Below are 23,758 nucleotides of genomic sequence, written 5' to 3' on the forward strand. Positions count from 1 at the left end.
CGGGCACATGTCCATGACAGGAGTTGAGTATGGAATTCAGTAATCCCTTCGATAATCCGCAGGGACAGTTTTACATCCTGCAAAATGCGCAGCGTCAATTCAGCCTTTGGCCAGCGGCGTGCGCGCTTCCCGCAGGCTGGGACGTGGTATGCGAACCGCAATCGCAGGACGCGTGCCAGCAGTGGCTTAATACGCGCTGGACAACACTGAATCCGGCGCATTATGCCGATAAGCAGGAGGCGAAATGACGCAGCGTTTACCGTTAGTCGCCGCTCAGCCGGGGATCTGGATGGCGGAAAAACTCTCTGATTTACCCTCCGCCTGGAGCGTGGCGCACTATGTGGAACTGAATGGCGAGCTGGATGCCGCCTTGCTGGCAAAAGCGGTAGCGGTAGGGATGCAACAGGCGGATACGCTACGGATGCGTTTTACCGAAGAGAACGGCGAGGTCTGGCAATGGATAGATCCTGAGCACACCTTCGGCGAGCCCCCGATTGCCGATTTACGCGACCATCCCGATCCGCATCACGCGGCGCTGGCGTTAATGCAGGCGGATTTACGGCAAAACCTGCGCGCAGATAGCGGTAAGCCGCTGGCGTTTCACCAGTTAATCCGCATTGATGATACCCGCTGGTATTGGTATCAGCGCTATCACCATTTGCTGGTGGATGGCTTTAGCTTCCCGGCGATAACTCGCCAGATTGCGGCGATTTATCGCGCCTGGCAGAGCGACGCTCCTACGCCGGAGTCGCCTTTTACCCCCTTTGCGGATGTGGTCGAGGAATATCAGCGCTATCGCCAGAGCGAGGCCTGGCAGCGTGACGGCGCCTTCTGGGCGCAGCAGCGCCGCGAGCTGCCGCCGCCGGCGTCAATTTCTGCCGCGCCGTTGCCGGGGCGGTCGGCGAGCGCGGATATTCTGCGTATGAAATTGAGCGCGCCGGCGGGGGCGTTTCGCCAACTGGCGGCGCACATGCCTGAGATACCGCGAGCGGATCTTGCCCTGGCGCTGGTGACGTTGTGGCTGGGACGATTATGCGGGCGTATGGATTATGCCGCCGGATTTATCTTTATGCGGCGGATGGGTTCGGCGGCGTTAACGGCGACCGGGCCTGTCCTTAACGTGTTGCCGCTGGCGGTGAACCTTCATGCGACGGAAGATCTGCCAACACTGGCGAAGCGTCTTGCGGCGCAGTTAAAGAAGATGCGCCGCCACCAGCGTTACGACGCCGAACAGATTGTACGCGATAGCGGGCGAGTCGCAGGGGAGACGCCGCTATTTGGCCCGGTGCTCAATATAAAAGTATTTGATTATCATCTGGATCTTCCTGGCATACAGGCGCAAACCCATACCCTGGCGACGGGGCCGGTTAACGATCTTGAACTGGCGCTTTTTCCGGATGAAAACGGCGGTCTGGATATTGAATTGCTGGCGAATGCACAGCGTTACGATGATGCCACGCTCTCCCGCCATGCCTTACGATTGATGGCGCTTATCACGCAGTTTGCGGATAACCCGGCGCTGTGCTGCGGCGATGCGCAAATGCTGCTGGCGGAAGAACAAACGCAATTAACACACCTTAATAATACGGCGGTAACGATTCCCGCCGCCACGCTTAGCGATTTGGTGGCGCAGCAGGCGCAAAAAACGCCAGAGGCTTCCGCGTTGGCAGATGCGCATTATCACTTTACCTACCGTGAAATGCGCGAACAGGTTGTGGCGCTGGCATACGCGCTGCGGGAACGCGGCGTTCAGCCTGGCGATAGCGTGGCGGTGGCGTTGCCGCGGTCGGTTTTCCTGACCTTAGCGCTGCATGGCATTGTCGAGGCGGGCGCCGCCTGGCTGCCGCTGGATACCGGTTATCCTGACGATCGGCTGCGAATGATGCTGGAAGATGCGCAGCCGAAACTGTTAATTACGACTCAGGCGCAGCTGGCGCGTTTTCACGATATTCCGGGGATGGAATATTTGTGTTATAGCCAACCGCTACCGGTCAGTGACGCCACTCCGCTGAGGCTGTCGTTACCGCATCATACCGCTTACATCATTTTCACCTCTGGCTCGACGGGCAGGCCGAAAGGGGTGATGGTGGGACAAACGGCGATAGTCAACCGGCTGCTGTGGATGCAGGATCACTATCCGTTGACGGCGGATGATGTAGTAGCGCAAAAAACACCGTGCAGTTTTGACGTCTCAGTATGGGAGTTTTTCTGGCCGTTTATCGCCGGGGCGAAACTGGTGATGGCTGAACCGGAAGCGCACCGCGATCCGCTCGCGATGCAGCGGTTCTTTGCGCAATACGGCGTCACGACCACCCATTTTGTGCCGTCGATGCTGGCGGCCTTTATTGCCTCGCTCACGCCAGCGTCGGCTGGTAAAAGCTGCGCTTCCTTAAAGCGCGTTTTCTGTAGCGGCGAGGCCCTGCCGACGGCGCTGTGCCGCGAATGGGAGGCGTTAACCAACGCGCCGCTACACAATCTGTACGGGCCAACGGAGGCCGCGGTGGATGTGAGCTGGTATCCGGCCTGTGGCGATGAGCTGGCGGCTGTTGACGGCAACAGTATCCCGATTGGTTATCCCGTCTGGAATACCGGTTTGCGTATTCTCGATGCGCATATGCAGCCGGTGCCGCCGGGCGTGGCTGGCGATCTCTATCTTACCGGTATCCAACTGGCGCAGGGCTATCTGGGGCGTCCGGATCTTACCGCCAGCCGTTTTATCGCCGATCCTTTTGCGCCAGGTGAACGGATGTACCGTACCGGAGATGTGGCGCGCTGGCTGGATTCCGGCGCGGTGGAGTACCTGGGACGCAGCGACGATCAGCTCAAAATTCGGGGGCAACGTATTGAACTGGGTGAGATTGACCGCGTCATGCAAACGCTGCCGGATGTTGAACAGGCGGTAGCACATGCCTGCGTCTTTAATCAGGCGGCGGCGACGGGCGGGGATGCCCGGCAACTGGTCGGCTATCTGGTGTCGCACTCCGGTTTGCCGCTGGATTTACCGGCGCTGCAGGAAAAATTACGCCAAAAACTTCCCGCGCATATGGTGCCGGTTGTGCTGTTGCAACTTGCCAGCTTGCCGCTTAGCGCTAATGGCAAGCTGGATCGCAAAGCCCTGCCGCTGCCGGACCTGACGCCGCGCGTGAAAGGGCGTGCGCCGCAGTCCGCAACGGAGATTGCTGTCGCCGCGGCGTTTTCCCGCCTGCTGGGCTGTGAGATTAACGACGTTGAAAGTGATTTCTTTGCGCTGGGCGGACACTCGCTGCTGGCGATGAAACTGGCCGCGCAGCTAAGTCAGACGTTTAACCGCCAGGTGACGCCGGGGCAGGTGATGGTGGCGTCTGACGTGGCGCAGTTGAGTAAGCTGCTCGATACTGACGATGACGAACGCTCGCGCAATCTGGGGTTCGGGCCGCTGTTGCCGCTGCGTGAAAGCGATGGTCCAACGTTATTTTGTTTCCATCCGGCGTCGGGGTTCGCCTGGCAATTTAGCGTATTATCACGCTATCTCAGCCCGTCGTGGTCGATTATGGGGATTCAGTCGCCGCGCCCCGCTGGCCCTATGCAAACCGCAACCACTCTTGATGAGGTATGTGAACATCATCTGGCGACATTGCTCGCCCGGCAGCCGCATGGCCCTTATTATTTATTAGGCTATTCGCTGGGCGGGACGCTGGCGCAAGGGATCGCCGCCCGGTTGCGCGCGCGCGGTGAAACGGTGGCGTTTTTGGGGTTACTGGACACCTGGCCGCCGGAAACACAAAACTGGCGGGAAAAAGAGGCGAATGGCCTCAATCCGGACGTATTGGCGGAAATTGAACGCGAACGCGCAGCGTTTGTCGCCGCGCAGCAGGGAAATGCCTCCGACGCCTTATTTACCGCCATTGAAGGCAATTATGCGGATGCCGTCCGTTTGCTGACGACGGCGCATAGCGTACCGTTTGATGGACATGCTACGCTCTTTGTGGCGGATAAAACGGTGCCGGAAGGCGTATCGCCTGAACAGAGCTGGTCGCCGTGGATAGCGTCTTTGGCTATTTATCGCCAGCCGTGCGCGCATGTAGATATTATTTCTCCCTCCGCTTTTGAAACTATCGGGCCCATCATCAGCGAACTTATTAATAAATAACGGGCGTTGTTTCTGCCTTTAACAAATTAAATCCTGAAACCCATAATAATGACTAATTATTATGGGTTTTTTATTGCAACTATTAATTCTTTTAACATAAGTGATACATGCTACAGGCAAGTTTAATTCCGAATATTTAGCTTTTCGGGCACTGGCGCGTAAAGATTGTTTCGGATAATTCTGACTTGCTGTTAGAATCTCTGACAGGAATGTGTTCTTTCATTGGATAAAGTTTTCAGGTCATACGGCATGCCATCTCTTAATGTAAAACAAGAAAAAAATCAGTCATTTGCAGGTTACTCACTGCCGCCCGCCAACAGTCATGAAATCGATTTGTTTAGCCTTATAGAGGTGTTATGGCAGGCGAAACGTCGTATTCTTGCTACCGTTTTCGCCTTTGCGTGCGTGGGGTTGCTTCTGTCCTTTCTGCTGCCGCAAAAATGGACCAGCCAGGCGATTGTCACACCGGCGGAGTCGATACAGTGGCAGGGGCTGGAGAGAACGTTGACCGCGCTGCGCGTGTTGGATATGGAGGTAAGCGTTGATCGGGCCAGCGTATTTAATCTGTTTATTAAAAAGTTTAGCTCGCCCTCGCTGCTGGAAGAATATCTTCGTTCTTCTCCGTATGTCATGGATCAATTAAAAGGCGCGCAAATAGACGAGCAGGATCTTCACCGGGCGATTGTCCTGCTGAGCGAAAAAATGAAAGCGGTGGACAGCAATGCCGGCAAGAAAAATGAAACGTCGTTATTCACGTCGTGGACATTGAGTTTTACCGCGCCGACGCGGGAAGAAGCGCAAAAAGTGCTGGCTGGCTATATTCAGTACATCTCCGATATCGTCGTGAAAGAGACGCTGGAAAATATTCGTAACCAGCTGGAAATCAAAACCCGCTATGAGCAGGAAAAGCTGGCGATGGATCGGGTGCGTCTCAAAAATCAGCTTGATGCCAATATTCAACGTCTTCATTATTCGCTGGAAATCGCCAACGCCGCCGGTATTAAGAGACCGGTTTACAGCAATGGTCAGGCGGTAAAAGATGATCCGGATTTTTCTATTTCTCTCGGCGCGGATGGTATTTCCCGCAAACTGGAAATTGAAAAAGGGGTAACGGACGTGGCCGAGATCGACGGTGATTTGCGTAACCGTCAATACCATGTTGAACAACTGGCGGCAATGAATGTGAGTGACGTGAAGTTTACCCCGTTTAAATATCAACTGTCGCCGTCTCTGCCAGTGAAAAAAGATGGCCCGGGTAAAGCCATCATTATTATCCTGGCGGCGTTGATTGGCGGTATGATGGCCTGCGGCGGCGTATTACTGCGTCACGCGATGGTCTCGCGTAAAATGGAAAACGCGCTGGCGATAGATGAACGGTTAGTCTGATTTACCCGAAAAGCCGGATAGCGATATCCGGCTTTGTCATCTGTGTGGGCGACTATCGCCGCCCCAGCGGTACCACCAGCGGCGTCCCGGCAACCGGATCGTCGATAATCATACAGCGCAGCCCATAGATTTTTTCGATAAGCTCAGCGGTAACAATCTCTTTCGGCGCGCCCTGTGCAACAATGTTACCTTCGCGTAATGCAATCAAATGCGTGGCGTATCGGCAGGCCTGATTCAGGTCGTGCAGGACGGCGGCGAGCGTATAGCCTTTTTCGCGGTTGAGATCGCTTAACAACTCCAGCAAATCAATTTGATGGCTAATATCCAGCCACGTTGTCGGCTCATCCAGCAGCATGATGGACGTTTCCTGCGCCAGCACCATGGCTATCCACGCCCGCTGACGTTGGCCGCCGGACAGAGTATCTACGCTTTGCGCCGCTAGTGAGGTGATACCTGTTGCACGCATGGCACTGGCGACGGCATCGGCATCTTCCTTACGCCAGCGGGTAAATAACGGCTGATGCGGATAACGCCCTCTGGCGACCAGCTCTTGTACGGTGATATCGCCCGGCGTGGTGGCGTTTTGCGCCAGCAATCCGATGCGCCGCGCCACCTCTTTACTGGCGTAACGCTGTATTTGTTCGCCATCCAGCCAGACATGGCCGTCAACAGGCGTCATCAGACGGCTTAGCGTACGTAGCAACGTCGACTTGCCGCAGCCGTTAGGGCCGATGATGGCGGTAAAATGGCCGTCCGGAATCGAAACATTAAGGTTTTTTGCGACGGTATAGCTGCCATAACCCAGCGTTAACTGGTCGCCGCGCAAACGGGCTACGGATTCGGTCATTTTTTGCGGGACTCCTGAATTAACAAGACGATAAGGTAAATACCGCCGAGGCTGACGGTGACCACGCCTACTGGAAGCTGATAAGGCATAAACAGTTGCTGCGCGCACGCATCGGCGGCCAGTAGTAATAACGCGCCGCACAGCGCCGACTGGGTTAATCCCCAGCGCGCTGTGCCGCTAAGACGACGGGCGATGTGCGGCGCGACAAGGGCAATAAACGAGATGGGGCCAGCCAGTGCCGTTGCAGCAGCGGTGAGCGACACCGCCACCAGCATCAGCATCAGGCGTGACCGCTCCACGCTAACACCCAGCGCGCAGGCGCTGTCATCGCCCATCTCCAGCAGCCGCATACGACGCACCAGTAGCGCGGCGCCTGTCAGCATCACCATAATCAGCGGCGCCGAAGACCAGGTTTTTGCCCATGTCAGACCGTTGAGCGACCCGGCGTTCCATAAGCCGGCGGTGAGCGCCGTTTCCAGCGACGCCTGCAACAGAAGCCAGGTATTAAAGGCGACTAACATCGCGCGGATGCCAATACCGATGATAATCAGCCGAAAAGTTTCAATCCCGTTACGCCAGGCGAGCAGCCAGACAATCAATGACGTGACGATACCGCCCGCCATTGCCGCCAGCGCGATCGCGGTAAGATGCTGGCCAAACAGGACCATTGCGACCAGTACGCCGCTCCAGGCGCCAGTATTAAAGCCCATCACATCAGGGCTGCCTAGCGGGTTACGCATCAACGACTGAAAAATCGCGCCACTGACGCCAAGCGCAGCGCCAATCAGCAGCGCCATTAATACGCGCGGTAGTCGCCATTCGGTTACGACAAGGGTGATGTTACGCGGCGCGTCGCCCAGCAGCGCGGCAATAATCTGCCCGGTCTCAAGAGGCACGGCGCCGCTTTGCAGACTCCATAAGCCAATGGCGAAGCAGCCGGCCGCCAGAAGCAGGCAACTTACGATAAGCCGACGAGAAAGAAACATCACAGGCCGCCTCCGTTCGATTTACGGCGTACCAGAAAGATAAGTACCGGCGCGCCGATAAATGCACTGACGACCGATACGCGGAGTTCGCCCGGCACCAACAGACGACCAATAATATCGGCAAAAAGCAGCAGAGCAGGGGTTGCCAGTAGCGTCACTGGCAGCGACCAGCGGTGGTCTGCGCCCACCAGCCAACGCGCCATATGCGGCATCATCAGACCAATAAAGGCGATAGGGCCGACCAGCGCCGTTGCGCTGCCGCACAAGACGGTAATCGCCAGTAAACCGATAAGTTGGGTGCGCGCCACTTTACTCCCCAGCGCCGTCGCGGTATCGCTGCCGAGGCTCAGGCTGTTCAGCGCACGGCTCAGAAATAGCGCCACGATCCCAGCGATAACCACGGGCGCGAGCGCGACTTTCAACGTTTGCAGGCTGCGAATATCCAGCGATCCCGCCTGCCAGAAGCGAAGCTGGTCATAGACCTCTGGATTTAACAGCGCGATGCCGCTGGTTAGTCCTTCCAGTACCGCGCCAAGCGCCACGCCCGCCAGTGTCAGGCGGACCGGGCTTAACTGGCCGCCGCCCTGACTACCGGTGAAGGCGACAATCAGCGATGCGATAAGCGCGCCGCTAAATGCCATGAAAAGCTGCTCCAGCGGCGTGGAGAAACCAAACAGCGCCGCGCCCAGTACAATGGCGAAGCTGGCGCCGTTGTTAACGCCCAGAATCCCCGGGTCGGCGAGCGGGTTACGAGTGAGTGTTTGCATGAGCGCCCCGGCGAGACCCAATGCGCCGCCTGCCAGTAATCCGGCCAGCGTACGCGGCAAACGCGCATCCAGGACGATGGTGCAATCGGCGCTTTGGCACACGCCGGTGAACGCCTCCAGCACGACGGCGGCGGGCAGCGGTTTCGCGCCAATGACCAGGCTTAAAACCGCGGCGAGACTCAGTAATAACAACAATCCGGGCACGGCAAACGCGCGCGTCACGGAAAACGAGCATGACATAGTAACTTCCTTGATAATGATAGTAATTATCGTTATCTATCTTATTTGGTTATGTTAGCATGTGCAGCCATTGAATGGATATTTAAAAAAACTCGCATTAAGGCGTTGTAATGAATCGACAATCCTGGCTGCTCAATCTCAGCCTGTTGAAGACGCACCCTGCATTTCGCGCAGTATTTCTGGCCCGTTTTATCTCTATTTTCTCGCTGGGGCTGCTTGGCGTGGCGGTTCCGGTACAGATCCAAATGATGACGCACTCCACCTGGCAGGTAGGGCTGTCGGTAACGTTAACCGGCGGCGCCATGTTTATTGGCTTAATGGTGGGCGGTGTGCTGGCCGATCGCTACGAACGTAAAAAGGTGATTCTGCTGGCGCGCGGTACTTGCGGTATTGGCTTTATTGGCCTGTGCGTGAACGCGCTGCTGCCGGAACCCTCATTGCTGACGATATATCTCCTTGGCCTGTGGGACGGCTTTTTCGCGTCTCTGGGCGTGACCGCGTTACTGGCGGCGACGCCAGCGCTGGTCGGAAGAGAAAATCTGATGCAGGCCGGCGCGATTACCATGCTGACGGTACGTCTGGGATCGGTTATTTCGCCGATGTTGGGGGGCATATTGCTTGCCAGCGGCGGCGTAGCCTGGAACTATGGGCTGGCGGCCGCCGGGACGTTTATTACGCTATTGCCGTTACTGACGCTGCCGCGACTGCCTGTTCCTCCGCAGCCGCGGGAAAATCCATTTATCGCGTTACTGGCGGCATTTCGTTTTTTGCTCGCCAGTCCGCTTATCGGCGGTATTGCGCTGCTTGGCGGCCTGGTGACGATGGCAAGCGCGGTACGCGTCCTCTATCCGGCGCTGGCGATGAGCTGGCAAATGTCGGCGGCGCAAATCGGTTTGCTGTATGCGGCAATTCCGCTGGGGGCGGCCATTGGCGCGCTGACCAGCGGACAACTGGCGCATAGCGTTCGTCCGGGGCTCATTATGCTGGTTTCGACAGTCGGTTCTTTTCTGGCGGTGGGGGTGTTCGCCATCATGCCGGTCTGGATCGCAGGTGTTATCTGTCTGGCGCTGTTTGGCTGGCTTAGCGCCATCAGTTCGTTATTACAATACACCCTGCTGCAAACCCAGACGCCGGAAAATATGTTGGGGCGAATGAACGGCCTGTGGACCGCGCAAAACGTCACGGGAGACGCTATCGGCGCGGCGCTGTTAGGCGGTCTTGGCGCAATGATGACGCCGGTCGCTTCCGCGAGCGTGAGTGGATTCGGGCTGGTGATTATCGGTTTGCTGCTGCTGTTAGTGCTGGGCGAGCTACGCCGTTTTCGCCAGACGCCGCCGGTTAGCGATGCTGGCTGATGAAGACGCGTTTATCCGACTGACCAAATCTGTCTGGTCAGTCGGATAAGACTCCGATAAGGCTAAAACAGGGCGGCCAGTCGGTTAAGCAGCAACGTTGCGCTGTAATAATCCAGACGGAACGTCTCCGTACCCAGGGCATAGACGCGCTTATTTTGCACCGCTGGCAGGTGCGCCAGCAGCGGATTGGCGTAAAGGGCCGCAACATCGTTGTTGTCGCCGGCAAACAGGAAAAGAGATTCGCCGTTTAACCCGGCGGCCAGATTTTCACCGCCAAGCTGAATGATATCGTGGCGCTTACCCTGGCTTTTGCTGGTTTGCAGCCCTTGGGGCAATGTCGCCAGCGTAAAGCCTAACTGCGTCAATAGCTTGCCTTGTGCTGATTCTGGCGTCCACAGATTGGCGCTATGCGCGGCAGGAGTATACACCAGCGCGCTAACCGGCTGCGGCGGCAGGGCGATTCGCTGTTTAACCGTCGTCAGTTGCGCCTCAAATTCCGCTATTCGCGCGGCGGCCTGTTTCTCCTGACCGGTGATCTCGCCAAGCTGCGTGAGCAAACTCTGCCAGCTTTTATCGTCATAATTGATGACGAGCGTCGGCGCGATAGCGGAGAGCTGATCGTAAAGCGCCAGCGCGGAGTCGCCGCCGGTGGCGCTAATCAAAATGAGATCCGGCATTTGCGCGGCGACCGTTTCGGCATTCGGTTCGCCGATGTACAGCCGGGCGACATGGCGAGCCTTTGCTACGTCGCTCCACTGGCGCATAAACCCTTGATCGTCGGCAAAGCGGTTATTCGGCGTAGTGGCTCCGCTGGCGACGACGGGCGCATCAATCGCCAGCAGCGAGCCTGTCAACGTCACGCTGGTAGAGACGATACGCGCGGGTTTGTGGTCCAGAGTATGAACGCCGCGGCTGTCCTGAATTTGCCGGGGCCAACCGGCGTCCTGGGCTAAGGATATTCCTGAAATTGATAAACCAACCACTAAAAGCAGCCAACGATAAAAGGCGGGGAGTCTCACAATAGCGTCCTGTTATTAATAAAGTTAATGCTTCTCATTTTCATGTCAGCGGCAGCGAGATGCAAGCCTTAGTGCCATTTAACTCATGACCAGAGTTGACAGAGCGACGTTTTACTCTTAGGTTAGCGCACTAAAAATAGAAATAATAATCATTATTATACACAAAATCATTCAAGAAGCATCGCAACGGCAAGGGAAGAAATCCCCGCGAGCATAGATAACTGTGTGACCGGGGTTTCTGATCGCAGCCAACAAAGAGGCAGCTTGAAAGATGAAGTGTATATAAGCCTTTATCATTGGAGGATGATATGGATATGTCACTGGCCGAGGACGCTCAGGAGACAATGGCAACGCTTGCTCCCGATCGCTTTTTCTTCATGTCGCCGTATCGCAGTTTTACCACTTCCGGGTGCTTCGCCCGTTATACCGAGCCTGCGGTTGCCGGCGATTCGCCGGATAGCCCTTTCCAGCAGAAATTGCGCCAGCAGTTTGCCGAGGCCAAATCGCAGGGCATCGCCAACCCTATCCTGGTGGGGGCGATCCCCTTTGATACTCGTCAGCCGTCGTCGCTATTTATCCCGATGGCGTGGCAGTCCTTTTCTCGCCAGCAAAAGCAGCGCACGGCGCGTTATTTTACTGACCATCAGTCGCTGACGGTGACGGCGCGAAAGGCGATTCCGGAGCAGGATGCTTTTGAAGCGATGGTCGCACGCGCGGCTATGCTGACCGCCACGCCAGACGTCGATAAAGTGGTGCTTTCCCGGCTGATAGATATCACCACTGATGTGGCGGTGGATAGCGGAGCATTGCTGGAGCGGCTGGTTGCGCAGAATCCAGTTAGTTACAACTTCCATGTGCCGCTGGCGGATGGCGGCGTTCTGCTGGGCGCCAGCCCCGAATTGCTGCTACGCAAGGAGGGCGAGCGGTTTAGTTCGCTGCCGTTAGCAGGCTCGGCACGCCGACAGCCGGATGACGTTCTGGATCGCGAGGCGGGAAACCGACTGCTGGCTTCACAAAAAGATCGCCATGAACATGAGCTGGTGACGCAGGCGATGAAGCAGATCCTGCGCGATCGCAGCACGGAACTGCAATTACCTTCCTCTCCGCAGTTGATCACCACGCCGACGCTATGGCATCTCGGTACGCCGTTTGAGGGCAAGGCCAACGCCGGAGAAAACGCGCTGACGCTGGCCTGTCTGCTGCATCCGACCCCTGCGTTAAGCGGTTTCCCCCATCAGGTCGCGAAAAAGCTGATTGCTGAACTGGAGCCGTTCGATCGTGAACTGTTTGGCGGCATTGTCGGCTGGTGCGACGCCGAAGGAAACGGCGAGTGGGTAGTAACGATTCGTTGCGCGAAATTGCACGGTAATCAGGTGCGCCTGTTCGCCGGCGCCGGGATTGTCCCTGCCTCTTCGCCAGTCGGCGAGTGGCGGGAAACCGGCGTCAAGCTCTCTACAATGTTGAACGTTTTTGGACTGCATTAAGGAACGATGATGCGTATACCTTTCACCCGTTGGCCGGATGAATTTGCCCGCCGTTATCGTGAAAAAGGCTACTGGCAAGACGTGCCGTTGACCGATATTCTGACCCGCCACGCTGACAGCGACAAGGCGGCGGTCATTGAAGGCGAGCGCGCATTCAGCTATCGCCAGCTCAACCAGGCCGCAGATAATCTGGCCTGCAGTTTACGCCGTCAGGGCATCAAACCTGGCGAAACCGCTCTGGTACAACTGGGGAATGTACCGGAACTGTATATCACCTTTTTCGCCCTGTTGAAGCTTGGCGTAGCGCCCGTTCTGGCGCTGTTTAGCCATCAACGTACCGAACTTAACGCCTATGCGATGCAGATCGCGCCGACGCTGGTGATTGCCGATCGCCAACATACGCTGTTCGCCGGGGAGGACTTTTTCAACACGTTTGTGGCTGAACACCGCTCTGTGCGGGTGGTGTTATTGCGCAACGACGACGGCGATCACAGCCTGGACGCGGCGATGCGGCAGGCGGCGGAAGATTTCACTGCCACGCCATCACCTGCTGACGAAGTGGCCTACTTTCAGCTTTCCGGCGGTACTACCGGCACGCCAAAGCTTATTCCCCGTACCCATAACGACTATTACTACAGCGTGCGCCGCAGCAATGAGATTTGCGGTTTCAACGAGGAGACGCGTTTTCTGTGCGCGATTCCCGCCGCGCATAACTATGCCATGAGTTCGCCGGGCGCGCTGGGCGTCTTTCTTGCCAAAGGAACGGTAGTGCTGGCGACCGATCCCAGCGCCACGCTCTGTTTCCCGCTGATCGAAAAACACCAGATTAATGCCACGGCGCTGGTGCCTCCCGCGGTCAGTCTATGGCTACAGGCTATCCAGGAGTGGAGCGGTAATGCGCCGCTGGCGTCATTAAGGTTATTGCAGGTTGGCGGCGCGCGGCTTTCTGCGACGCTGGCCGCCCGTATTCCGGCTGAAATTGGCTGTCAGTTGCAGCAGGTCTTCGGCATGGCGGAAGGGTTAGTGAACTATACCCGGCTGGACGATAGTCCGGAACGGATTATCAATACCCAGGGAAGACCCATGTGTCCGGACGACGAAGTGTGGGTGGCGGATGCTGACGGGAATCCACTGCCGCCGGGCGAGATTGGTCGTCTGATGACGCGCGGCCCCTATACTTTTCGCGGCTATTTCAACAGTCCGCAACACAATGCCAGCGCCTTTGACGCCAACGGTTTTTACTGCTCCGGCGATCTGATCTCCATTGATCAAGACGGTTACATCACCGTTCACGGGCGTGAAAAAGATCAGATCAATCGGGGCGGCGAGAAGATAGCCGCCGAAGAGATAGAAAACCTGTTACTGCGCCACCCGGCGGTGATCCATGCGGCGCTGGTCAGCATGGAAGATGAACTGCTGGGGGAGAAAAGTTGCGCATATCTGGTGGTAAAAGAGCCGCTGCGAGCGGTACAGGTACGCCGTTTCCTGCGAGAGCAGGGCGTGGCGGAATTTAAATTACCGGATCGCGTGGAGTGCGTTGCGTCACTGCCGCTGACGCCGGTTGGTAAAGTCGATAAAAAACAATTACGCCAGCGGTTGGCGTCACGTTCACCGCTCTGAAGGAGAAAGAGAGATGGCAATCCCGAAACTACAGTCTTACGCGCTGCCCACCGCACTGGATATCCCGACCAACAAAGTGAACTGGGCATTTGAGCCGGAGCGCGCTGCGCTGCTCATCCACGATATGCAGGATTACTTTGTCAGCTTTTGGGGCCGCAACTGCCCAATGATGGACCAGGTGATTGCCAATATCGCCGCTCTGCGCCAGTACTGTAAGGAACATCATATCCCGGTCTATTACACCGCTCAGCCGAAAGAGCAAAGCGATGAAGATCGCGCGTTACTCAATGATATGTGGGGGCCGGGACTGACGCGCTCTCCGGAACAGCAGAAGGTGGTAGAAGCCTTAACGCCGGATGAGGCGGATACGGTGCTGGTGAAGTGGCGCTATAGCGCGTTTCACCGCTCGCCGCTGGAACAGATGTTAAAAGATACCGGACGTAATCAGCTCATCATTACCGGCGTGTATGCGCATATTGGCTGTATGACCACCGCTACCGATGCGTTTATGCGCGACATTAAGCCGTTTATGGTGGCGGATGCGCTGGCGGATTTCAGCCGGGAAGAGCATCTGATGGCGCTGAACTATGTGGCGGGGCGTTCCGGTCGCGTCGTCATGACTGAATCGCTGCTGCCGACGCCGGTTCCTGCCAGTAAAGCGGCGCTGCGGGCGTTGATTCTGCCGTTGCTGGATGAGACTGACGAGCCGCTGGATGATGAAAACCTGATTGATTATGGCCTGGATTCAGTACGCATGATGGGGCTGGCGGCGCGCTGGCGTAAAGTACACGGCGATATCGACTTCGTGATGTTGGCGAAAAATCCGACCATTGACGCCTGGTGGGCGCTGCTTTCTCGCGGGGTAGAGTAATGACCGGCTTTGATTTTTCAGATAAAACGGTATGGGTGACCGGGGCGGGGAAAGGGATCGGTTACGCGACGGCGCTGGCGTTTGTCGACGCCGGGGCGCGGGTGATCGGCTTCGATCGCGAATTTACGCAAGAGAATTATCCCTTTGCTACCGAAGTCATGGATGTGGCGGATGCCGCACAGGTCGCGCAGGTGTGCCAGCGTGTGTTGCAAAAAACGCCGCGGCTGGATGTGCTGGTCAACGCCGCCGGTATTTTGCGTATGGGAGCGACCGACGCGCTTAGCGTCGACGACTGGCAGCAGACATTTGCGGTCAATGTGGGCGGGGCATTTAACCTGTTTTCGCAGACGATGGCGCAGTTTCGCCGTCAGCAGGGAGGGGCGATTGTCACCGTAGCCTCAGATGCTGCGCATACGCCACGTATCGGTATGAGCGCCTACGGCGCCTCTAAAGCGGCGCTGAAAAGCCTGGCGCTAACCGTAGGGCTGGAGCTGGCGGGCTGTGGGGTGCGCTGTAATGTGGTGTCGCCTGGTTCGACTGACACCGATATGCAGCGCACTTTATGGGTGAGTGAAGATGCCGAACAGCAGCGTATTCGCGGTTTCGGCGAACAGTTTAAGCTCGGCATACCGCTCGGTAAAATCGCCCGTCCGCAGGAGATAGCCAATACCATTTTGTTTCTTGCCTCCGATCTGGCCAGCCACATTACCTTGCAGGATATCGTGGTGGACGGCGGTTCAACATTGGGAGCCTGACGATGATCTGGAAACGGCATTTAACGCTGGATGAATTGAACGCTACCAGTCAGAACACGCTGGTGGCGCATCTGGGCATTGTTTACACCCGTCTGGGCGATGACGTGCTGGAGGCGGAAATGCCCGTCGATGCCCGCACTCATCAACCGTTTGGTCTGCTACACGGCGGCGCATCGGCAGCGCTGGCGGAGACGTTGGGATCAATGGCCGGTTATCTGATGACCCGCGACGGGCAGTGCGTGGTCGGGACCGAGTTAAACGCCACTCACCACCGCGCCGTCTCGCAGGGGAAAGTACGCGGCGTTTGCCTGCCGCTGCATCTGGGGCGGCAGAATCAAAGCTGGGAAATTACGCTCTTTGACGAGCAGGGGAGGCGCTGCTGCACTTGTCGCCTGGGAACGGCGGTAATGGGATAGTTCTGGCAAAGTAAAATGCAATTGCAGCATTAACGAAGAAAGGAAGTGATCTGGTTAACACTGTAATGTAAAAAATGGGTAACAATCCGGTTTTATCATGTTGTTGTGTTGTTAATTACGGTAAAGGTGTTATAGAAACAAAATGTAACATCTCTCTGGAACACCCAAACGGACAACAACTATGAATAAATCAGGGAAATACCTCGTCTGGACAGCGCTCTCAGTATTGGGTGCGTTTGCCCTGGGCTATATTGCGTTAAATCGTGGGGAACAGATTAACGCGCTATGGATCGTGGTGGCGTCGGTCTGTGTCTATCTAATTGCGTATCGTTTTTATGGGCTCTATATCGCCAAAAAAGTGCTGGCGGTTGACCCAACGCGTATGACGCCCGCGGTACGTCATAATGATGGTCTGGATTATGTCCCGACCGATAAGAAAGTGCTGTTCGGTCACCATTTTGCGGCCATTGCTGGCGCAGGTCCGCTGGTCGGGCCGGTACTGGCGGCGCAGATGGGCTATCTGCCGGGGATGATCTGGCTGCTGGCGGGCGTCGTGCTGGCGGGAGCGGTGCAGGACTTTATGGTGCTGTTCGTCTCGACCCGGCGCGATGGGCGTTCGCTTGGCGAGCTGGTTAAAGAGGAGATGGGCGCGACGGCAGGGGTGATCGCGCTGGTGGCCTGCTTTATGATCATGGTGATCATTCTGGCCGTCCTGGCGATGATCGTGGTGAAAGCGCTGACCCATAGCCCGTGGGGAACGTACACTGTCGCGTTCACTATTCCACTGGCGATTTTTATGGGCATCTACCTGCGTTATCTGCGTCCGGGGCGCATCGGCGAGGTGTCGGTCATTGGGCTGGTATTTCTTATTTTCGCTATTATTTCCGGCGGATGGGTGGCGGCAAGCCCAACCTGGGCGCCGTACTTTGATTTTACTGGCGTGCAGCTTACCTGGATGCTGGTGGGGTATGGTTTTGTCGCGGCGGTACTGCCGGTCTGGCTGCTGCTCGCGCCGCGTGATTACCTCTCTACCTTCCTGAAAATTGGTACGATTGTCGGTCTGGCGGTCGGGATTCTGATTATGCGTCCGACGCTGACTATGCCAGCGCTGACCAAATTTGTTGATGGTACCGGACCGGTCTGGACGGGCGACCTGTTCCCGTTCCTGTTTATTACCATTGCCTGCGGCGCGGTCTCCGGTTTCCATGCGCTCATTTCCTCCGGCACGACGCCGAAGATGTTGGCCAACGAAGGCCAGGCCTGCTTTATCGGCTACGGCGGGATGTTAATGGAATCTTTCGTCGCCATTATGGCGCTGGTCTCCGCCTGTATTATCGATCCGGGCGTTTACTTTGCGATGAATAGCCCGATGGCGGTACTGGCGCCAGCGGGGACAGCGGATGTCGTAGCTTCTGCCGCGCAGGTGGTCAGTAGTTGGGGTTTCGCTATCACGCCGGATACGTTACACCAGATTGCCAATGAAGTCGGCGAACAATCCATTATCTCCCGCGCAGGCGGTGCGCCAACGCTGGCGGTAGGGATGGCCTACATTTTACATGGCGCCTTGGGCGGCATGATGGATGTGGCGTTTTGGTATCACTTCGCCATTCTGTTTGAAGCGCTGTTTATTCTGACGGCGGTGGATGCGGGTACCCGTGCGGCGCGCTTTATGTTGCAGGATCTGTTGGGCGTAGTGTCGCCAGGGCTGAAACGTACCGATTCGCTGCCAGCGAACCTGCTTGCTACGGCATTGTGCGTGCTGGCGTGGGGGTATTTCCTCCATCAGGGCGTGGTCGATCCGTTGGGCGGTATTAACACCCTGTGGCCGCTGTTTGGCATCGCTAACCAGATGCTGGCGGGTATGGCGCTGATGCTTTGCGCCGTGGTACTGTTCAAAATGAAGCGTCAGCGTTATGCGTGGGTCGCGCTGGTGCCAACGGCCTGGCTGCTGATTTGTACGCTGACGGCGGGCTGGCAGAAAGCGTTTAGTCCGGATGCGAAAATCGGCTTCCTGGCCATTGCCAATAAGTTCCAGGCGATGATCGACAGCGGCAATATTCCGCCGCAGTACACCGAATCGCAGCTCGCGCAGTTGGTATTCAATAACCGTCTGGATGCCGGGCTAACCATCTTCTTTATGGTGGTGGTCGTGGTGCTGGCGGTCTTCTCTATTAAGACGGCGCTGGCCGCTCTGAAGATTGACAAACCGACGGCGAATGAAACGCCGTATGAGCCGATGCCGGAAAATGTGGATGAGATCGTGACGCAGGCGAAAGGCGCGCACTAATCTTTTTTCATCAATAGCCCTCTCCAGAATAAGGAGAGGGCATTTGGATGACAGGTGACAACGATGTTCGATACGCTTTCGAAAGCCGGAAAATATCTGGGACAGGCCGCAAAAATGATGATTGGCGTGCCAGACTACGACAACTATGTGGAACATATGCGCATAACGCATCCGGATCAGACGCCGATGACCTATGAAGAATTTTTCCGCGAGCGGCAGGATGCGCGCTATGGTGGAAAAGGCGGCGCGCGTTGCTGCTGAGTGTTGCCAGGCCTGATAAACGCAACGTCACCAGGCTATATTCTGAAAAATTCAACTTTTTCAAACGCCGCACGCAGGGTGTCTGGCGTTAACGTCACCGGTAAATAGTGGATGGATTCGACCGGGCGCAGGGTATGCGCGATGACCCTATCGATCTCGGCGGTGTTATGAATATCCACGTCCAGTTCGCTAAGCCGGGCCGGCAGATGAAATCGCCGGTACGCTGTAATCAATTGCGCCAGCACGTCATCTTGTCCCAGTAGCGCGCTTTGCACCAGAATGCCATAAGCCACTTTCGTTCCGTGCAGGAATTTTTCCGTTTGCGGCAGGACGGTCAGACCGTTGTGTACCGCATGGGCGGCGGCGACACGGGTATAGCGTTCCCCGAGGCCGCCGACCATACCGCCGCCAGCAATAATCGCATCCACCACGTCGCAAAATGCCTGGGTCAGCCGACGCTGCTGTTTATCCGCTAATGCTTGTTCGCTGCTGGTCAGCAGGAGATCGCGAATAGCGCACGCGCTGTTAATGCCCAGTCTTACGGTCAATGGCAACGTTTCAGGCTGCGGCGCAAGCACAACGGCTTCATACCATTTCGCCAGCGTATCGCCAATGCCAGCTAACAGATAGTCATCGGGCGCCTGCAGAATAATGCGCGGTTCGACCAGCACCAGAAAATTGGCATCATCAAAAATTTCGAACTGTAACGCCTGTCCCGCGTCGTTATACCAGACGGAAAGCGGTGTCCAGGCGGCGCAGGTCGCCGCGATTGTCGGGATAGCGACAAACGGCAGCGCCAGACGGCGGGCGAGCGCTTTGGCGGTATCGAGCAGCGCGCCGCCGCCGACGCCTATCACCACCTGACGATCGTCGTTGCAGGCGTGCGCCAGTTGGGCAACATGGCGTTCGCTACAATGGCCGGTAAACGGCAGATGCTTTGCGCCAGCACGTTCAAACGCTTCCGGCAGGTAAGGCCGGGCGGCGGCAATCGCGCGTTCGCCGTACACCCAAACGGCGTGGGAAAGCTGTTCCGGCGTGAAAAAGTCGGTCAGTCTTTCGAGGCTTCCTGCATGGGAGAAATAATTCGCCGGGCCGGTAACGACGCGGATCTCAGTGTGGTTCATGTTGTGTTGTCCTTAGGGTCTTCTCACCGTTGTTATTATATTTAGACATCTAAACGTCTTGATTGCCAAATACTAACACCCTGTGATAGTGTGTCAACAACCACATCACTGGCGGGTATGAAGATAATGAGAAATAACCCACTGATTCCAAAAAGCAAATTGCCAAATCTTGGTACCACGATTTTTACGCAAATGAGCGCGCTGGCGCAGAAACATCAGGCAATAAATTTATCGCAAGGCTTCCCTGATTTTGATGGTCCTCGTTATTTGCACGAGCGGTTGGCTTATCATGTCGCGCAGGGCGCGAATCAATATGCGCCGATGACGGGGGCGCAGGCGCTGCGGGAGGCCATTGCCGATAAAACGGCGGAAATATATGGTTATCGACCCGATGACGTCAGTGATATCACCGTCACAGCGGGCGCGACAGAAGCGCTGTATGCGGCGATTACCGCGCTGGTGCGGGCAGGGGATGAGGTTATCTGTTTCGATCCCAGTTACGACAGCTATGCCCCAGCCGTGGCGCTCTCCGGCGGCGTGTTAAAACGCATAGCGCTTACGCCGCCGCATTTTCGCGTCGACTGGCAGGCGTTTTCGGCGTTGCTTAGCGAGCGCACGCGGCTGGTGATCCTCAATACGCCGCATAATCCCACCGCTACCGTCTGGCGTCAGGCGGATATCGAGGCGCTGTGGCAGGCTATCGGCGAGCGGGAAATTTATGTATTAAGCGATGAAGTGTACGAGCATATTTGTTTTGCCGCCGAAGGTCATGCCAGCGTATTGGCGCACCCTCAGTTACGAGAGCGGGCGGTTGCCGTTTCATCGTTTGGTAAAACCTTTCATATGACGGGATGGAAGATTGGTTACTGCGTTGCGCCTGCGGCTATTAGCGCCGAAATACGCAAAGTTCACCAGTACCTGACGTTTTGCGTCAATACGCCGGCGCAACTGGCGCTGGCGGATATGCTGCGCGCCGCGCCGGAACACTATCGCGCGTTACCCGATTTTTACCGGAAAAAACGCGATGTGCTGGTTAACGCGCTGGCGCAAAGCCGATTAAAAGTACTGCCCTGTGAAGGTACCTATTTTCTTTTAATCGATTACAGCGCAGTGTCGACGCTAAATGACGTTGAGTTTTGCCAGTGGCTAACCGAAGAAGTCGGTGTCGCCGCTATTCCGCTCTCTGTCTTTTGCGCCGCCCCTTTCCCGCATCAGCTTATACGTTTATGTTTCGCTAAACAGGAATCAACGCTGCTGGCCGCCGCAGAGCGCCTGTGTAAACTGTAGTTATTTAACCGTCCACGCTCTGGAGAATCGACGGTCTGCAAAAAGTTCCTGCAGTCCGTTGATCTGTTTCAGGCGCAGGACTTCATCGGCGTCCATACCTAACTCCTGTCCGATTTTGCTCTCGTCCCAGCCTAGCTGAGAAAGTTCGCGTACGATTTCGGACATGGCGTGGATCTGGTGGCGTCCGCGCGCGCGGTTATGCCGGATGGTTGCCGCCATCCGTTCGTGACGTTCTCTGTCCAGACACGCTACCGGCAGATAACCTTTCAGGCGCCTTTTCAGGACCGCTTTTCCTTTGCCCAACTCATGACGGTGAAAGCCGTCTACAATCTCGTATTCCTCCGTATTGGCCTTTACCACCACAATCGGCTGAGTAAACCCATCTTTTTCAATCGATTTAAGCAGCAATTTTTTCTCCGGCGGCGCAACGTTATTCGGGTTGTAGTCATTAGGCGAAATATGATCGTTTTTCACCCACAGGACACAATCGACTGGCTCATCGCGAAAAGGACTAACGTTATGTATCGCCATTCTAAATTCATTAATGGCGGCGATCCTTTCCTCTTCAGGCAGTCCAGAGAGAAAGTGAGTTATTTCGGTTGTGAGTCGGTGTTGCATAAGATCCCCCATTCCTGGCGTTTAGCTTTCATGCGTTCGTTATAACGCTGGTAACTCTTAGGTTTTGTCGGACTGAATGACAGCGCCCGGCACCAGTAATCATTGTTCAGTAATACTTTGCAGATCCGTCGCCATGACGGAATATCCCGCGATCCGATATCGCTCTGCTGCGTCTGTGGAATGGTGTTCATGCCTTTTTTCTTATACCACTGCAAATAAACGGCGATTTTATTACGGTAATGTTCGGCAGTGACTTCAGGCATACTGTGTAGCAGGAGCAGCGCGTACTCCTCCCAGTTAAGGTGATCGGGTTTTAAAATTTTCCGGTGGCCGTAAAAATGGCTGTCCTGCCCGGCGTATATTCCTCCGCTGAGTACGCCGCTGACTCTGGCGCACATGGCCGCCCAGCGCTCAGGTTCGATAACATGATACAGCCATAACCCCTGCCGTTGTTCCGGGCCGAATGGTTCGCAAATACGCATGTAACGGACCGGTACGCCAGCCTGATACATCAAATTATACAAGGGGTTACATGATTTACCTGTTTTGGCGAACCAGGTCCAGATATCTGCGGTTTTCCAGTCATAGATGGGGTAGATATACCAGGTGTGCCCCTTGGGGGCCAACGTGGTCCAGGGCTTATCGTCGGCAAAGCGCAGCTTATGCGAGTTAGCGATAGCGACAAACCGGTTATAGGATTCGTCGGAACGAATACCGACCAGCATAGCGGCAGGGCGCTTTTCTGAAAACCAGTCGGCAAAATCGCGAACGAACTGTTCAAAAGTCATGCCGTGTTGATAAAAGGAAAAAAAGGCCGGATCGGTAATCGCATCTTCTGGCGGTTGTCGTACCCAGTCGGTTCCCGGCTGCCAACATTGCCACTCCGGCTGGTATTGTGAAAGGGAATTTTGTGTGGTTAAGGGTAATGCGACCCAATAAAAACGCTCAATAACGTCCGCGTAGTATTCACGTAACGATTCAATATAAGCGATAGTACAGGAGAATTGCGCTTCCCAGTCAATGAAAAGAACGTGGATCTTTTTATTCATTTTGCGCGCCAACGTTGCCGTCAGGTGCAGCATAAGTCCTGAATCTTTACCACCAGAAAATGAGACGCAGACCCGGGGTAAAGTTTTCAGGGTCCATGTTATACGCTCTTGAGCCGCTTCCAGAACATTTTGCTCAAGCGGAACTTTATAAACCGACATCTCTGGATAGTCTCCAATGTGTTAACTACAATATATTCGCAATAATTAACATAAAGGATAATCTGATTATATGAACTTGCAATGTCTTATTATATTCTCTAAGTAAATACATTCTACGAATGTATACACTTAATTTATATTATTACTCGTTCTCTGATCTCCTTATTAACGCTTTTTTGTGATGTGCTCAATGAGCTCAGCAAATCCGCTATTATTCAGCGAAGCTCTATTGTACATAAGATAGAATTGTATAGGAGCAATGGTAAAAGGTGTGGCGACTTTTTTAAGTTTGATAGAGGAAGAGTAATAGTCAACAAATGTTTGTGGTAAAAAACCAATAAGCTCCGTGGAGCTGATGGAGTTGGCGATAGTCATCACCGATTTGCTTCTTAAACCAATTATTCTCTCCCCCAGCACATCATCTATAAGTGAATGATACTCTTTCATACCGGTTGCCCGGGAGACGAGTTGCGTAAATGACTCTTGTAGAATTTCATCGATAGTGGCGGTGTCGCCTAGTCGGGGATGGTTTTCACTGCAAACCAGGATACATTCTAGCCTATTAAAGTGAGTACAAACAATAGAACGATTATTAAGTGGGGCCATTGAAACCACAACATCTGCTTTGCGGTAGGCAAGCAGATCTTCAGGCAGTTCGTCAGTGGTCAAAATGTCGTGATGTTCAATTTCAACCTGTGGATCTTTGCGGATATATTTAACTAATTTCATCGCATATTGAGTGATCAACAGCTGTGGGCTGTAGATAATAAATTTTTTCTTCAGGCTGGACTGATTCATTATATTAATAGTTTGTTCCAGACTGTTAAGGTTATTTTCTAAATGATAATGTAAATTAATGCCTGTTACGGTAGGCGTAATTCCTTTGCCTGAACGAATAAATAGAGGATCATTGAATTGCGTGCGCAGGCGTTGCAATGACTGACTGACGGCAGAAGGTGTAATATAGAGTGTTTCCGCTGCTTTGCTAATGCTTAAATGTTGATAGATACATTCAAATATAACCAACAGGTTAAGATCAAATTTTTTAAGGTCGTAAAGGTTAGCCATAGTATCTTCCCGGCATTATCATGGTATCTC

Annotated in this window: 20 protein-coding genes; 12 read left to right on the forward strand and 8 right to left on the reverse strand. The window is 55.1% G+C overall.

Annotated features, from left to right (window positions below):
- The first annotated feature begins 29 nt into the window (after positions 1–29).
- From NA197_RS09810 to wzz(fepE), 3 genes are all read left to right on the forward strand, one after another.
- Positions 30–248 carry an MbtH family protein gene (locus NA197_RS09810; RefSeq protein ID WP_000396006.1) on the forward strand — a complete coding sequence of 73 codons (219 nt, stop codon included), beginning with the start codon at positions 30–32 and terminating at the stop codon, positions 246–248.
- Entirely contained in the window at positions 245–4,129 is a 3,885-nt protein-coding gene (gene entF, locus NA197_RS09815; RefSeq protein WP_064042989.1) for an enterobactin non-ribosomal peptide synthetase EntF, read from the forward strand. The genes NA197_RS09810 and entF overlap by 4 nt, the downstream gene beginning before the upstream one ends.
- A gap of 249 nt (positions 4,130–4,378) precedes the next feature.
- Positions 4,379–5,515 carry an LPS O-antigen length regulator Wzz(fepE) gene (gene wzz(fepE), locus NA197_RS09820; protein WP_023227377.1) on the forward strand — a complete coding sequence of 379 codons (1,137 nt, stop codon included), beginning with the start codon at positions 4,379–4,381 and terminating at the stop codon, positions 5,513–5,515.
- 52 nt (positions 5,516–5,567) lie between these two features.
- On the opposite strand, the gene fepC is transcribed toward wzz(fepE), so the two are convergent.
- The 3 genes from fepC to fepD are packed head-to-tail and all read right to left on the reverse strand — an operon-like array spanning position 5,568 to position 8,355.
- Positions 5,568–6,362 (reverse strand): iron-enterobactin ABC transporter ATP-binding protein, encoded by a 795-nt coding sequence (gene fepC / locus NA197_RS09825; protein ID WP_000140620.1) that lies wholly within the window; start codon positions 6,360–6,362, stop codon positions 5,568–5,570.
- Positions 6,359–7,348, reverse strand: a complete 990-nt coding sequence (gene fepG, locus NA197_RS09830; RefSeq protein ID WP_074181580.1) for an iron-enterobactin ABC transporter permease — start codon at positions 7,346–7,348, stop codon at positions 6,359–6,361. The genes fepC and fepG overlap by 4 nt, the downstream gene beginning before the upstream one ends.
- A complete protein-coding gene (fepD, locus tag NA197_RS09835; protein WP_001277879.1) occupies positions 7,348–8,355 on the reverse strand; it encodes a Fe(3+)-siderophore ABC transporter permease in 1,008 nt (335 codons plus the stop codon). Before fepD ends, fepG begins: the two co-directional genes overlap by 1 nt.
- Positions 8,356–8,465: 110 nt before the next feature.
- On the opposite strand from fepD, the gene entS reads away from it, so the two are divergent.
- Positions 8,466–9,710, forward strand: a complete 1,245-nt coding sequence (entS, locus tag NA197_RS09840; protein WP_064042991.1) for an enterobactin transporter EntS — start codon at positions 8,466–8,468, stop codon at positions 9,708–9,710.
- A gap of 62 nt (positions 9,711–9,772) precedes the next feature.
- Here the strand turns inward: entS and fepB are convergent, their stop codons facing one another.
- A complete protein-coding gene (fepB, locus tag NA197_RS09845; protein WP_001523322.1) occupies positions 9,773–10,729 on the reverse strand; it encodes a Fe2+-enterobactin ABC transporter substrate-binding protein in 957 nt (318 codons plus the stop codon).
- Between the two features lie 308 nt (positions 10,730–11,037).
- On the opposite strand from fepB, the gene entC reads away from it, so the two are divergent.
- The 7 genes from entC to NA197_RS09880 all read left to right on the forward strand — a co-directional run bounded on the left by entC (position 11,038) and on the right by NA197_RS09880 (position 18,423).
- Positions 11,038–12,213, forward strand: coding sequence for an isochorismate synthase EntC (gene entC / locus NA197_RS09850; RefSeq protein WP_000367601.1), 1,176 nt, complete (start codon positions 11,038–11,040; stop codon positions 12,211–12,213).
- A 9-nt stretch (positions 12,214–12,222) separates the two neighbouring features.
- Positions 12,223–13,833, forward strand: coding sequence for a (2,3-dihydroxybenzoyl)adenylate synthase EntE (entE, locus tag NA197_RS09855; protein ID WP_064042992.1), 1,611 nt, complete (start codon positions 12,223–12,225; stop codon positions 13,831–13,833).
- Positions 13,834–13,846: 13 nt separating this feature from the next.
- The gene (locus tag NA197_RS09860) at positions 13,847–14,704 is read left to right on the forward strand and encodes an isochorismatase (protein ID WP_001007166.1); all 858 of its coding nucleotides are present in this window, start codon (positions 13,847–13,849) and stop codon (positions 14,702–14,704) included.
- Entirely contained in the window at positions 14,704–15,459 is a 756-nt protein-coding gene (gene entA / locus NA197_RS09865) for a 2,3-dihydro-2,3-dihydroxybenzoate dehydrogenase EntA (protein ID WP_000145518.1), read from the forward strand. The genes NA197_RS09860 and entA overlap by 1 nt, the downstream gene beginning before the upstream one ends.
- 2 nt (positions 15,460–15,461) lie before the next feature.
- The gene (gene entH, locus NA197_RS09870) at positions 15,462–15,875 is read left to right on the forward strand and encodes a proofreading thioesterase EntH (RefSeq protein ID WP_000637966.1); all 414 of its coding nucleotides are present in this window, start codon (positions 15,462–15,464) and stop codon (positions 15,873–15,875) included.
- Between the two features lie 181 nt (positions 15,876–16,056).
- Complete coding sequence (gene cstA, locus NA197_RS09875) at positions 16,057–18,162, forward strand: pyruvate/proton symporter CstA (protein WP_001043108.1); 2,106 nt, start codon at positions 16,057–16,059, stop codon at positions 18,160–18,162.
- 63 nt (positions 18,163–18,225) lie between these two features.
- Entirely contained in the window at positions 18,226–18,423 is a 198-nt protein-coding gene (locus NA197_RS09880) for a YbdD/YjiX family protein (protein ID WP_000460619.1), read from the forward strand.
- Positions 18,424–18,458: 35 nt separating this feature from the next.
- On the opposite strand, the gene NA197_RS09885 is transcribed toward NA197_RS09880, so the two are convergent.
- The gene (locus NA197_RS09885; RefSeq protein WP_001016849.1) at positions 18,459–19,547 is read right to left on the reverse strand and encodes an oxidoreductase; all 1,089 of its coding nucleotides are present in this window, start codon (positions 19,545–19,547) and stop codon (positions 18,459–18,461) included.
- Positions 19,548–19,673: 126 nt separating this feature from the next.
- Between NA197_RS09885 and NA197_RS09890 the strand changes: the two genes are divergently transcribed.
- Positions 19,674–20,834 (forward strand): pyridoxal phosphate-dependent aminotransferase, encoded by a 1,161-nt coding sequence (locus NA197_RS09890; protein ID WP_001245592.1) that lies wholly within the window; start codon positions 19,674–19,676, stop codon positions 20,832–20,834.
- On the opposite strand, the gene NA197_RS09895 is transcribed toward NA197_RS09890, so the two are convergent.
- The 3 genes from NA197_RS09895 to citR all read right to left on the reverse strand — a co-directional run bounded on the left by NA197_RS09895 (position 20,835) and on the right by citR (position 23,728).
- Entirely contained in the window at positions 20,835–21,452 is a 618-nt protein-coding gene (locus NA197_RS09895) for an IbrB-like domain-containing protein (protein WP_001164759.1), read from the reverse strand.
- Positions 21,425–22,660, reverse strand: coding sequence for a phosphoadenosine phosphosulfate reductase (locus NA197_RS09900; protein ID WP_064042993.1), 1,236 nt, complete (start codon positions 22,658–22,660; stop codon positions 21,425–21,427). Before NA197_RS09900 ends, NA197_RS09895 begins: the two co-directional genes overlap by 28 nt.
- Positions 22,661–22,825: 165 nt before the next feature.
- On the reverse strand, positions 22,826–23,728 hold the full coding sequence (gene citR, locus NA197_RS09905; protein WP_001578022.1) for a DNA-binding transcriptional repressor CitR: 903 nt from the start codon (positions 23,726–23,728) through the stop codon (positions 22,826–22,828).
- Positions 23,729–23,758 lie beyond the last annotated feature (30 nt).

The organism is Salmonella sp. NW884 (assembly GCF_051700745.1).
Lineage (GTDB): Bacteria > Pseudomonadota > Gammaproteobacteria > Enterobacterales > Enterobacteriaceae > Salmonella > Salmonella enterica.

Coding starts and splice junctions, on each gene's coding strand:
- NA197_RS09810 (WP_000396006.1), top strand. CDS start 30: ATGGAATTCAGTAATCCCTTCGATAATCCGCAGGGACAGTTTTACATC.
- entF (WP_064042989.1), top strand. CDS start 245: ATGACGCAGCGTTTACCGTTAGTCGCCGCTCAGCCGGGGATCTGGATG.
- fepC (WP_000140620.1), bottom strand. CDS start 6,362: ATGACCGAATCCGTAGCCCGTTTGCGCGGCGACCAGTTAACGCTGGGT.
- fepG (WP_074181580.1), bottom strand. CDS start 7,348: ATGTTTCTTTCTCGTCGGCTTATCGTAAGTTGCCTGCTTCTGGCGGCC.
- fepD (WP_001277879.1), bottom strand. CDS start 8,355: ATGTCATGCTCGTTTTCCGTGACGCGCGCGTTTGCCGTGCCCGGATTG.
- entS (WP_064042991.1), top strand. CDS start 8,466: ATGAATCGACAATCCTGGCTGCTCAATCTCAGCCTGTTGAAGACGCAC.
- entC (WP_000367601.1), top strand. CDS start 11,038: ATGGATATGTCACTGGCCGAGGACGCTCAGGAGACAATGGCAACGCTT.
- entE (WP_064042992.1), top strand. CDS start 12,223: ATGCGTATACCTTTCACCCGTTGGCCGGATGAATTTGCCCGCCGTTAT.
- NA197_RS09860 (WP_001007166.1), top strand. CDS start 13,847: ATGGCAATCCCGAAACTACAGTCTTACGCGCTGCCCACCGCACTGGAT.
- entA (WP_000145518.1), top strand. CDS start 14,704: ATGACCGGCTTTGATTTTTCAGATAAAACGGTATGGGTGACCGGGGCG.
- entH (WP_000637966.1), top strand. CDS start 15,462: ATGATCTGGAAACGGCATTTAACGCTGGATGAATTGAACGCTACCAGT.
- cstA (WP_001043108.1), top strand. CDS start 16,057: ATGAATAAATCAGGGAAATACCTCGTCTGGACAGCGCTCTCAGTATTG.
- NA197_RS09880 (WP_000460619.1), top strand. CDS start 18,226: ATGTTCGATACGCTTTCGAAAGCCGGAAAATATCTGGGACAGGCCGCA.
- NA197_RS09885 (WP_001016849.1), bottom strand. CDS start 19,547: ATGAACCACACTGAGATCCGCGTCGTTACCGGCCCGGCGAATTATTTC.
- NA197_RS09890 (WP_001245592.1), top strand. CDS start 19,674: ATGAGAAATAACCCACTGATTCCAAAAAGCAAATTGCCAAATCTTGGT.
- NA197_RS09895 (WP_001164759.1), bottom strand. CDS start 21,452: ATGCAACACCGACTCACAACCGAAATAACTCACTTTCTCTCTGGACTG.
- NA197_RS09900 (WP_064042993.1), bottom strand. CDS start 22,660: ATGTCGGTTTATAAAGTTCCGCTTGAGCAAAATGTTCTGGAAGCGGCT.
- citR (WP_001578022.1), bottom strand. CDS start 23,728: ATGGCTAACCTTTACGACCTTAAAAAATTTGATCTTAACCTGTTGGTT.